9 protein-coding genes are annotated in these 11,589 nt (G+C 72.5%); 4 read left to right on the forward strand and 5 right to left on the reverse strand.

What is annotated here, in order from left to right; translation table 11 throughout:
* Positions 1-76 precede the first annotated feature (76 nt).
* The 3 genes from wecB to I0C86_RS33585 form a co-directional block, all read right to left on the reverse strand.
* Positions 77-1,168 (reverse strand): non-hydrolyzing UDP-N-acetylglucosamine 2-epimerase, encoded by a 1,092-nt coding sequence (gene wecB / locus I0C86_RS33575; protein ID WP_196205329.1) that lies wholly within the window; start codon positions 1,166-1,168, stop codon positions 77-79.
* Positions 1,169-1,398: 230 nt separating this feature from the next.
* On the reverse strand, positions 1,399-2,271 hold the full coding sequence (locus tag I0C86_RS33580; protein WP_196205330.1) for a hypothetical protein: 873 nt from the start codon (positions 2,269-2,271) through the stop codon (positions 1,399-1,401).
* Positions 2,272-2,326: 55 nt separating this feature from the next.
* Positions 2,327-2,977, reverse strand: a complete 651-nt coding sequence (locus I0C86_RS33585; RefSeq protein WP_196205331.1) for a class I SAM-dependent methyltransferase — start codon at positions 2,975-2,977, stop codon at positions 2,327-2,329.
* 87 nt (positions 2,978-3,064) lie between these two features.
* On the opposite strand from I0C86_RS33585, the gene I0C86_RS33590 reads away from it, so the two are divergent.
* From I0C86_RS33590 to I0C86_RS33605, 4 genes are all read left to right on the forward strand, one after another.
* Entirely contained in the window at positions 3,065-4,477 is a 1,413-nt protein-coding gene (locus I0C86_RS33590) for a glycosyltransferase family 4 protein (RefSeq protein WP_230395214.1), read from the forward strand.
* A gap of 2 nt (positions 4,478-4,479) precedes the next feature.
* Positions 4,480-5,085 (forward strand): hypothetical protein, encoded by a 606-nt coding sequence (locus I0C86_RS33595; protein WP_323373995.1) that lies wholly within the window; start codon positions 4,480-4,482, stop codon positions 5,083-5,085.
* 277 nt (positions 5,086-5,362) lie between these two features.
* Positions 5,363-6,934 (forward strand): glycosyltransferase family 2 protein, encoded by a 1,572-nt coding sequence (locus I0C86_RS33600; protein ID WP_196205332.1) that lies wholly within the window; start codon positions 5,363-5,365, stop codon positions 6,932-6,934.
* 5 nt (positions 6,935-6,939) lie between these two features.
* Positions 6,940-8,223 (forward strand): nucleotide sugar dehydrogenase, encoded by a 1,284-nt coding sequence (locus tag I0C86_RS33605; RefSeq protein WP_196205333.1) that lies wholly within the window; start codon positions 6,940-6,942, stop codon positions 8,221-8,223.
* A 117-nt stretch (positions 8,224-8,340) separates the two neighbouring features.
* Here the strand turns inward: I0C86_RS33605 and I0C86_RS33610 are convergent, their stop codons facing one another.
* Both I0C86_RS33610 and I0C86_RS33615 read right to left on the reverse strand, forming a co-directional pair.
* The gene (locus I0C86_RS33610) at positions 8,341-8,898 is read right to left on the reverse strand and encodes an acyltransferase (RefSeq protein WP_196205334.1); all 558 of its coding nucleotides are present in this window, start codon (positions 8,896-8,898) and stop codon (positions 8,341-8,343) included.
* 359 nt (positions 8,899-9,257) lie between these two features.
* On the reverse strand, positions 9,258-11,589 hold a 2,332-nt coding region (locus I0C86_RS33615; protein WP_196205335.1), incomplete at its 5' end, for an ATP-binding protein.

Below are 11,589 nucleotides of genomic sequence, written 5' to 3' on the forward strand. Positions count from 1 at the left end.
TTCGCGCGAGAGAGATTCACGTCGGCGGGCCGGCCGGGTCGGGTCGACCCGGCCGGAGGAGGTGCGGCCGACAGGGTCAGGACGGCAGCCGCTCCTGCAGGACCTGCACCACCCGGACGGCGGCCCGGCCGTCGCCGTACGGCGCGCTCCGCTCGGCGGCCGGCGCCGGCCGGGTGGCCGTCTCCGACCAGCCCGAAGGGCCCAGCCGGCCGGGCTCGGGAACCAGCCGGTTCCAGTCGTCGACGAGCGTTTCCGGCCACTCGGTCTCGGGACGGAGCGTGGTGCAGGGGCGGCCCAGCAGGTACGCCTCCTTCTGCAGCCCACCGGAGTCGGTGACCACCCCGGCGGAGCGCAGCACCGCGGCGACCATGGCCGCGTACGGCAGCGGGCGGCCGACGTGCAGCGCACCCTGGGCCAGCTTGATGCCGTACTCCTCGGCGCGGGCGAGCAGCCGGGGATGGGCGAGCAGCGCCACCGGCAGGCTCAGTCCGGCCAGCGCCTCCACGAGCCCGGCCAGCCGCTCCGGGTCGTCGGTGTTCTCCGCCCGGTGCAGCGTGGCGAGCAGGTAGGGGGAGTCGCCGTCGACGCCCTCGGGCAGCACGGGGGTGGGATGCTCGCCCGCCAGTACGCCGTCCCGGATCCGCAGGCAGACGTCGACCATCACGTCGCCGACGAGCACGGAGCGGCTGGCCAGTCCCTCGGCACCGAGGTGCCGCATGGCCTCCTCGGTCGGCGCGAGCAGCAGGTCGGCCGCGTGGTCGGTGAGGATCCGGTTGTGCTCCTCGGGCATCCGCCGGTTGAAGGAGCGCAGGCCGGCTTCCAGGTGAGCGACCGGAATGTGCAGTTTGACCGCCGAGACCGCACCGGCGAGCGTCGAGTTGGTGTCGCCGTAGACCAGCACCCAGTCCGGCCGCTCGGCGGTGAAGACGGAGTCCAGGGCGGCGAGGATGTTGCCGGTCTGCACGCCGTGGCTGCCGGAGCCGACGCCGAGGTGGACCGCGGGGTCGGGTATTCCGAGGCCGGAGAAGAACACGTCGGAAAGGTCGGCGTCGTAGTGCTGTCCGGTATGCACGATTACGTGTTCGTGCTCGCTGTTCGCGAACGCTGCGGCGATCGGTGCGAGTTTGACCAGTTGGGGGCGGGCCCCGACGACACTGACTACCTTCACTGCGGTCTTCTCCTGGCGTGTGCGTTGACCTGGGGATAGGGGTTTCGCCAGGTCACGGGCGGGATGGTGCCCGTCGCCCGCACCGGACCGATGCTGTCCGCGGCCCCCTGGCGCCAACACGATACGTCACCCGGCCACCGGAGCACGCTCCCCGACTCCTCTGGAGCGTCAGCTGGCCATCCGCAACGGTACCCGGGGCCCCGGGCCCGGCGCCCGCCCGCCGTCGGACGTCAGGCGTCGGTGTCCGGGCGACGGGAACCGTCCGGGGCAGCGGGTCCGTTTGGGGCAGTGTCCCCGCCCGGGGCAGTGTCCCCGCCGTTCCGGCCCGGCTGCGGGAACGGCCACATCCGGGGCATCCGCCGCACGGCGTGCACCGGACGGCGGATGCCTTCCGCCACCACGGCACCGATCTGGAAGCTGAGCGACGACTCCAGGGCGGCGACCCGGGCCCGCGACCGGGCAAGCTCGCCCTCCAGGATCGGCAGCCGGGCATCCCGGTCGGCCAGCTCCCGCTCCAGCTCGATCACCCGGCGTCGAATCGGCCGCGAGACCAGGTCGAGGAAGACGTACTCGTTCGCCATCCGGAGCAGGGTGGGCAGGGCGTCGGCGGCCGGGCCGTCCGGTCCGGCCCCGCCCCCGGTCGCGGTGCCCGGGGCGGTGAGGTACGACGGCACCGCCGCCAGCCGCCGCACGCACTCGACGGCGATCGCGCTCTGCGCCCCGGGTACCGGAACGCGCTCCACGGGGGTCGCCGCCAGGATCTGACAGCGGCCGTCCACCAGGGGCCCGAGCAGCCGGTGGTAGGGAAGCTCGCCGATCCGCCAGCCGAGTACCGCGACCATCCGGGCTCCCGGGCGCAGTCCACGCAGCAGCGGTGCCAGCGCGTCGGGGTCGGTGTGTGCCGGCGGAGTGGGCCCGGGTGCGCAGAGCAGCAGCGTGCCCCCGCCGAAGCCGGCCTCCGTCGCCTCGTCGACCCCGGATCTGGTGTACCGCACCGACTCCGGCAACCGCAGTGCGTCGCGCAGGTCGATCCGCTCGTCCGTGACGTCGACGACGTGTTCCACCCCGTCGAGGTGGGCGTGCAGCAGTTCGTGGATGCGCATGACCGTGTCTCGTCCCTTCGGCAGGGGTGAACTGGTGTCGCGACCGGGCGGCCGCTCAGGCGGTACGGGTGAAGACGTGGAAGCCGATCGGACTGCCCCGGAACCCGTACGGCCGCCAGGCGTCGAACCGCAGTCCGCAGTCCCGCAGCAGCGGCACGTACCGATCGCGGCCCCGGACCACCTGGTAGTTGCCGTACACCCGGTCTCCGTCGGCACCCCAGTCGGAGACGACGAGGCGGCCACCCAACCGGACCAGCGAGGCGAGATTCCGCAACGACAGTTCCCACTCGTGGTCGTCGAGGACGTGGAAGACCACGTCGATCGAGAGCACCACGTCGTAGAGCCAGGGGCTGCGCCAGCCCGCGAGTGTCGACGGGAAGTAGCGCGGGCCGCCGCCCTCGGCCCGGCAGTGCGCCAGTGCGGACGGGCTCGGGTCGATGCCGTCGACCAGGTGCCCGAACCGGGCCAGGGCCCGGCTGAACCAGCCCTTGCCGCAGCCGGCGTCGAGCACGAACAGCGGCGCGACCGGGCTGGAGTGGTGCCCGACGACGTCGAGCAGGATGCCGAGCCGCAGGGTGTAGAACATCTGGTTGGTGGCCTCGTCGTACGTCACGTCGCCACCGGACCGCAGGGCACCCTCCCGCTGGTGCCGGGTGTCCCAGTAGGCGACGGCCTCCTCGGTGGTGAGCAGATCACCCACGATCACCACCCTCCTTCCGAGAATGGGAGGATAGGGCCGGTGTGGTAGAAAACCGGCGTAACTGAACCGGTGACGTTACCAGGGATCGGCGAGATGTCCGTTCGAGGCGCGTTGCCGTACACTCGCCGGGGCCTTACGCCAGAGGCGGTCCCGGCCGTCCTCGGCGACGCCGACCCGCCACCTCGGTCCGGGGCGACAGCCGCCGTCCAGCGACTCGCGGGCCAGCCCGACGACCAGGACGAGGAGAATGCGGTGAGGGTCTCCGCCACCCGAGACGTGGCCATCATCACCCCCTGGTACCCGACCAGACAGGTGCCGTTCGGCGGCGCGTTCGTCCGGGCGATGGTCGAGGCGACCGCGTCGGTGCGGGACCGGGCCACGGTCTTCCACTGCGACGGGTGGGGCGCCCCGGTCTCCCGGCGCGGGGACCGGGCGATCGTACGGGCGCACCGGGATCTGCTTGCCCGAGGTGCCCGGAAGACCAGCACGGTCACCGGAGCCGGCCTGGTCTACGTTCCGGTCCCGGTGCACTCCGGGCTCTCGTACGCCGAGGCCGCCCGACGGCACTCGGCGGCGGTCGGGGTCGTGCTCGGCGGGCGACCGATCGACGCTCCGGTCGTACACGGGCACGTCGGGCTGCGGGGCGGCTGGACGGCGCTGGAGAACGCCCGCCCGGACGCCCGGGTCTTCGTGACGGAACACGCGACCTTCCTGCCGGCCGTGCTCCGGCAGCCCGACTCCCGGGCGATGTACGAAGAGGTGATCCGCCGCTCCGCCGGGTTCTTCGCCGTCGGCGAGGCGGTGCGTTCGGTCCTGGTCGAGGCGTTTCCGCAGCACGCCGACCGGATCGGGTTCATGCCCAACCCGGTGGACTTCGGCGTTCCCCGGGAACGGCCGGTCACCGCGCTGCGCCGCTGGCTGTACGTCGGATCGCTGAACCAGCGCAAGGGCGTGGCCCTGCTGCTGGAGGCGTTCGCCAGGTGCCGGGCCGAGGATCCCGCGCTGACCCTGACATTCGTGGGTGACGGGCCGCTGCGTGCAGCTCTGGCGGCCCGGGCGGCCGCGCTGGGGATCGCGGACGCGGTCACCTTCGCCGGTTTCGTCCTGCCGACGGCGGCACTGGAACTCATGCACCGGCACGATCTGCTGGTCCACCCGAGCCGCCTGGAGACGTTCGGCATGACGGTGGTGGAGGCGATCGCCGCCGGCATGCCGGTGCTGGTGACCCGCTGCGGCGGCCCGGAGGAGACGCTGGCCGGGATCGAGGACGCGGCGGGCGGACTGATCGCCGTCGACGAGGATCCCGACACCATCGTCGCCGGCTACCGACGGCTCCGCGACCGGTTCCCGCAGCAGGTGGACCTGCGGCACGCCCGGGAGGTGCTGGCGGACCGGTACGGTTACCCGTCCGTCGCCCGGGCGCACCGCCGGGTGTGGTTCCCCGATCCGGTCGGGGCCGGCCCGGCTCCGGTCGCGCCGGAAGCCGCCCTCAACTCGATGGAGTGACCGTGCAGGTGTTGTTCTTCGCCCTCGGCGCCCGGCGGATGCGTGCGGTCGTCGACGAATCCGCCCAGGTCGTCGCCGACGGCGGGCAGGCGGTCGTACTGATCGACCACGCGAAGTTGTGGCGCAACGTCTCCTTCGACCCGGCCGTCCGGGTGGTCGAGTTGTCGGGGATCGAGGCCGACCGGCTACCGATGCGGATCGGTCACGGCCTGCTCTACGACGTCCCCCGGGGGCTGTTCCGGGCGGCGGGTCGGGGCCCGCTGCGGCAGCGGGCCCGGCGCGCGGCGGCGGCGTACGAGGTCCGGCTGGCGGACCGGGTGCACCGCAGGGTGCTCGCGCCGTCGTACCGACTGGTCTGGGGTGAGGTGTCGCAGTCCCTGGTCCAGCGGCACGTCCTGGACGGTGCGTCCTTCGACCTCGTCGTGGTGACCGACTCGCCCTCGATGCCGTACGCGGCCCGGTTGCTGGAACGGTACGGTCCCGGCGGGTGGAACCCGCAGGTCGCCTTCGGGCTCGACTACGCGGCTCCGTCGGCCCCGGACGCGGCTCCGTCGGCCCCGGACGAGGATCCGTCGGCCGGGTCCGCCGATGCCGGCCGTCGAGGGTGAACGCCGGGAAACCGGCCGGTTGTGCCGGACGTCCGGTAGCGACGCGTCCGGGGGCGACACGTCCGGCCGGTCCGGGAACGACATGTTCGGCCCGCGATAGCGGGGTAAAGCGGAACAACTCGGCCGGGACGGTGGGCGGCGGGTTGCCGTACACTCGCCCAGGTCCGCTGGGAGAAGCCCCTGTGGGAGAGGCAGAGACACTCATCATGGACGTGAACGGGGCTGCCGGGGCGCGGCGGTCGACGATGCGGCGGCGGGCCACGGAGGCCACTGCGCGATGAGCGAACCGGACGTCAGCGTGGTGGTGGCGGTCTACAACACCATGCCCTATCTCACCAAGTGTCTGAACTCCCTGCTGCGGCAGAGCATCGGCCGGGAGCGGATCGAGGTCATCGCGGTGGACGACGGATCCACCGACGGCAGCGGCCGGGAGTTGGACCGGTTCGCCCGGCTCTATCCGGACACCGTCAAGGTGACCCACCAGGCGAACTCCGGCGGCCCGGCCGCGCCGAGCAACCGCGCCCTGGACCAGGCCACCGGCCGGTACGTCTTCTTCATCGGCGCCGACGACTATCTCGGCTCGGAGGCCCTGGAACGGCTGGTGAAGGCGGCCGACGAGTACGGCTCCGACGTGGTGCTCGGCAAGGCCGTCGGGGTGAACAGCCGCAACATCCATCAGGCGGTGTTCGCCCGCAACGAGGTCGAGATCGGCCTGTTCGACTCGGCGCTGCCCTGGTCGCTGTCGAACACCAAACTCTTCCGGCGTGAGCTGGTCGAGCGCCACCATCTGCGCTATCCGGAGGACATGCCGGTCGGCAGCGACCAGCCGTTCACCCTGGAGGCGTGCTTCCGGGCGAAGCGGATCTCGGTGCTGGCGGACTACGACTTCTACCACGCGGTGCGTCGGCTGAACGCGCACAACATCACCTACCGTTCCCGGCACGTGGAGCGGCTGCGCTGCGCTGAGTCGATCATGAATTTCGTGGCCGGTCTGATCGAGCCGGGCGAACAGCGGGACGCCGTACTCCTGCGGCACTTCACCTGGGAGGTCGCCCGGCTGGTCGAGGACGACTTCCTCCGGCTCGACCGGAGCGTCCAGGAGCAGGTCACGGCCGGGATCCGGGCGCTGGCCGACGAGTACCTCACCGACCGGATCCGGACCCAACTGGAGATCGAGCCGCGGCTGCGGATCTCCACCGCCCAGCGCGGCACCGTCGACGACCTCCTCGCGGTCATCAGGCAGGACGCCGAACACGGTGTGCCGCCGACGATCGTGGACGGCGTCCGCTGGTACGCCGGCTATCCCGGCTTCCGGGACCCCCGGCTGGACCTGCCGGACAGCTGGTTCGACGTCTCCGACACCGCCGCGGACTGGCTCGCCAGGCTCGAGGCGATCGCCGTCACCTGGGACACCTGCCCGGACGGGGAGCGGGCCCTGACCGTCACCGCCCGGACCCCGCGTCGCGACCTGGCGTCGCTGACCTCCGGACCGATCGGGCTGACCGCCGGAGACGTCACCGGCACCACGCTGGAGACCAGCCGGGACAGCGCCGGCAGCACCGTACGCGCCCAGTTCCGGGTGAACCTGCTGCTCGCCGGTGCCGCGGCCGGCGGAACGCTGCTCGCGGTCCGGTCCCAGTTGACCGCGTTCGGTGGGGTCGGCACCGCAGCGGTGCGGGCACCGACCCGTCCGACCGTGTCACGATTGATGTTCCGCCGGGGGATGCGGTTCTTCGTGATCACCCCGACAACGAGTCACCGAGGCCAGCTCGTGATCGCCATCGCACCTGTCACGCCTCGTCGGGTCATGGCCCGACTGCGGCGCAGGCTGCCCCAGGGAGGAAAGTAGTAGGCATGAAAATCTGCGTCGTCGCTCTCGGAAAGATCGGCCTGCCGCTCGCCGTGCAGTTCGCCGACAAGGGGCACTCGGTGGTGGGTGCCGATGTGTCCGAGCGGGTCGTGAAGCTGGTCAACGACGGTGCCGTGCCGTTCCCGGGCGAGGCCGACCTGGACGTCAAGCTCAAGGAGGCGGTGGCGGCGGGCCGGCTCTCGGCGACCACCGACACCGCTGCGGCGGTCGCCGAGTCCGAGGCCGTGGTCGTGGTGGTGCCGCTGTTCGTGGACGCCGACGGGGTGCCGGACTTCGGCTGGATGGACGACGCGACCCGGGCGATCGCGGCCGGGCTGAAGCCGGGCACGCTGGTCAGCTACGAGACCACGCTGCCGGTGGGCACCACCCGGAACCGCTGGGCGCCGATGCTGGAGGAGGGCTCCGGCCTCAAGCTGGGCCGCGACTTCACCCTGGTGTTCAGCCCGGAGCGGGTGCTGACCGGGCGGGTCTTCGCCGACCTGCGCCGCTACCCGAAGCTGGTCGGCGGGGTGGACGAGGCCTCGGCCCGGCGCGGCGTCGAGTTCTACGAGGCAGTGCTGGACTTCGACGACCGTCCCGACCTGACCCGGCCCAACGGGGTGTGGGACCTGGGCTCGGCCGAGGCGTCGGAGCTGGCGAAGCTGGCCGAGACGACGTACCGGGATGTCAACATCGGCCTGGCGAACCAGTTCGCCCGGTTCGCCGACACCGTCGGGGTGGACGTCATCAAGGTCATCGAGGCCTGCAACACGCAGCCGTACAGCCACATCCACTCGCCGGGCATCGCGGTCGGCGGGCACTGCATCCCGATCTACCCCCGGATGTACCTCTGGAACGACCCGGCGGCCACCGTCGTCCGGTCGGCCCGCGAGGCCAACGCGGCGATGCCGGAGTACGCCGTCGACCTGCTCGCCGCGGCGGTCGGTGACCTGACCGGAGTCGAGGTGCTGGTGCTCGGCGCGGCCTACCGGGGTGGAGTCAAGGAGACCGCGTTCTCCGGCGTCTTCCCGACCGTCGAGGCGCTGCGTCGCCGGGGCGCCCGGCCGTACGTCTCGGACCCGATGTACACCAACGACGAGCTGACCGCGCTCGGTCTGCCCGCCTACTCCGGTGAATCGGTGACCGCCGCCGTGATCCAGGCCGACCACGCCGAGTACCGGACCCTGGGCTCCGCCGACCTGCCCGAGGTCAAGGTGCTGGTGGACGGCCGTCGGGTGACCGACCCGGCGCGGTGGTCCACGGTCCGCCGGGTGGTGATCGGCGGCTGAACCCGCCGCACGACGACCGCGAGCCCTGGCCGATCCGGATCGGCCAGGGCTCGCGTCGTCTGTGACACCGGCCGGGGTACCGCCGCCGGTCAGCGCGGTTCGCGGTACCGCCCCCGGTCAGCGCGGGTCGGCGTCGGCACCGGCCGGCGGGCGCTCCGGGTCCCGCGAGACGACCTCGCCGCGGGCGTTGACCCAGCCCTTCGGCCGGGCCGGGTTGCCGGCCACCAACTGGTACGGGGCGACGTCCCGGGTCACCACCGAGCCGGCGGCGATCATGGCGTACGAGCCGATCTCGACACCACAGACGATCGTCGCGTTCGCGCCGATCGACGCACCCTTGCGGATCAGCGTCGGAGTGATCTCCCAGTCGGGATTCTGCGCGCGCGGCCGCAGGTCGTTGGTGAACACCGCGCACGGGCCGACGAAGACCTCGTCCTCGATCGTCACGCCCTGGTAGACGGAGACGTTGTTCTGGATCTTCACCAGATCGCCGACCACGACGTTCGCGTCCACGTACACGTTCCGCCCGACGACGCAGTCGGCGCCCAGCCGGGCGGAGGAGCGGACATGGGCGAGATGCCAGATCTTGGTGCCGGAACCGATCTGGGCACCCTGGTCGACCTCGGCCGAGGGGTGTACGAAGACCGTGGCGGGCAGGGAAGAAGTCTCGTTCATCGCTCGATTCACCGGCTCGGAGGAAGGTCCGGGCTCGCGGAGGTGCGTCCCGGAGCTGGTCGAGGCCCGCGATTCGCGAAGCCTCGCGGTCGTGGGCGAAGCATAGCCGGCGGATCGGGCACTCCCGGCGCTCGGGGCAGCGGGGAGCCGGCCGGGAACCGGCACGTCGTCACGCGGGGCGTACCCCCGTTAGCCCACCCAGCGTGACGACGTACTTTCCCGTCGGATCCGGTGCCATCGCGCCGCCCGGGTCCGACGTTCCCCGGTTCCGTCGGCGCCGTTCCCGAACGGCCCTGTCCCAGGCTTCCGGAAACCCCGATGGTGCGCCGGCTTCTACCCAGAGAGCCTGCCGGTGCCGGCTAACCCGCTTCTTTCCGGAAGCTTTCCCGGTTGTGCGCGGCCGTCGCGTCGTCGAGGTCGGCCAACGAACCGGCGATCCGGGCCTGCTGCGGGAAGTCCAACTGCCGGTAGATGTCCAGCGCCGCGAGCCAGCACCGCCGGGCCGCCGGGACGTCGCCGAGCGTCCGGTGGACCATCGCCAGCCGGTCGAGCGCCCGAGCCTGCAACGGCGGAACCCCCGCCTCCCGCCAGTACGCCAGGGACATCTCCAGGGACTGCCGGGCCGCGACCGGGTCGCCGCACTGCAACTCGGCCAGGCCCAGGGTCGACAGCGCGGAGGCCTCGCCGAACAGGTCACCGCGCCAGCGCAACTCGGCCAGGCACTCCCGAAGCAGTTCGCGGGCGGCTCCGGGATCGTCGAGCGCCAGCATCGTCTCGCCGACGGTGAGTTGGGTGTGCAGCACACCGATCCGGTCACCGATCGACTCGTACCGCTGCGCGGCGCGGACGAGGTACTCCCGGCCGGTGGCTGGTTCGCCCCAGTTCCCGTACGCCTTGCCCAGCGTCTCCAGCGTCAGCGCCTCGCCGTACAGGTCCCCGCTGAACCGGGCCGCCACCAGGGCCCGGGCCAGGTGCTCCCGGGCCTGCTCCCGGGCACCGAGGTCACGGTGCAACATGCCGAGATAACGCAGCACGTACGACCGGACCAGATCGGTCTCCGGACCGGTCAACAGGCGCAGCGCGGACTCGTGCGTGTCCCGGCACCGCGTCATGTCGCCCCGGACATGGTGCAGGTAGCCGATCCGGACCAGCACCGATGCCCGGGTCGACGGGTCGCCGCGGGCCGCGAAGTATCTCTCGGCCTCGGCGAGGGCGTCCGCCGCCTCGTCGAAACGGTCCCGGGCGATCATCAGTTCGGCGTGCCCCCACAGTGACATCGCCACGCCCAGGTCGTCGCCGGCGCCTCGGGCGGCCCGCAGCGCGGCCTCGGTCGTCCGCTCCCAGTCGTCCCAGTACCCGCAGAGGTAGAAGAACCCGGACAGGCTGGCGGCGAGTCGCCAGGCCAGCTCGGGCAGGTTCTCGGCGGCGGACTGTACGGCCATTGTGGACATCGCCGCCCGCTCGGCCTCGAACCAGGTCCGGGCCGCCCGGATCAGCTCCGGCCCTGGCGCCCGCGACTCGTCGTCGGTTCCGGTGCCCTCGTCGATGCCCGGAGGCGCCGGCTCGGACGGCCGTCCACCGCCGGTCCGGGCCGGGTCGCCGGACGGCTGGCGCACCAGTTCCTCGTCGACCGGTCGGCGTCCCTGCGGCAGTGGCGGCCCCGGAAACCAGCGCCGGGCCAGCCAGGCCCGCCGGAGCCACTCCTGCCCGGCCCGGCCGATCGCGCAGCGGCGTGCGACCGGGTCCTCGCGTTCGCTGGCGAACTCCCGGGCGACCAGTCGGACCAGGTCGTGCATCCGGTATCGGGGCTCGGCGGTGACGTCCTCGCCGACCGACGCGACCAGGCAGACGTCGACCAGTTCCTCCAGCAGGGCCTCCGCCTCGGAGACCGGCACCCCGAGCATCGCGGCCGCGGCCCAGACCGGAAAGTCCGGTACGTCCAGCAGGCTCAGCAGCTCGAACAGCCTTCGTTGGGGCGCGTCCAGTGCGGCGACGCTCAGGCCGATGCTGGCCCGGACCGCGAGGTCGCCCACGGTGAGTTCGTCGAGCCGGCGGCGTTCGTCCGCGAGCAGCCGGGAGAGCCGGTCCAGGCGCCACTGTGGCCGGCTGGCCAGCCGGGCCCCGGCGATGTGGATGGCCAGCGGCAGCCGTCCGCAGTACTCGACGATCCGGTCCGCCTCCGCCCGGTCCGACGCCATCCGGGCCGGACCGCAGAACCGGGCGAGCAGCGCGAGGGCGTCCCGGCGGTCCAGCATGCCGAGGTCGACCAGTTGCACGCCGGGCAGAGCGGCGGGGATCCGCCGCGAGGTGATCAGCACCGCGCATCCGGTCCCGGCCGGGAGCAGTGGGCGTACCTGTGCCTCGTTCGCGATGTTGTCCAGCACGAGAAGCAGTCGGCGGCCGGCGGTACGGCTGCGCAACAGGGCGGCCCGCTCGTCGGGTTCGGCGGGGATCGCATCGTCCGCGACACCCAGTGCCCGGAGCAGTCGGCCGATCGCCTCGGCCGGCTCGGCGGGCTGTGGTCGTACGCCGTGCAGGTCGATGAAGAGCCGGCCGTCGGGGAACCGGTCCGCGATCCGCCGGGCCACCTCGACCGCCACGGTGGTCTTGCCGGCGCCGGCGGGTCCGGTCAGGGCGATGACCGGCAGCGTCGTCCGGCCGGTGGCCTCCGGTCCGTCGTCGGTACCGGTC

It is taken from the genome of Plantactinospora alkalitolerans (assembly GCF_015690345.1).
In the GTDB taxonomy this organism is placed as follows: Bacteria; Actinomycetota; Actinomycetes; order Mycobacteriales; family Micromonosporaceae; genus Plantactinospora; species Plantactinospora alkalitolerans.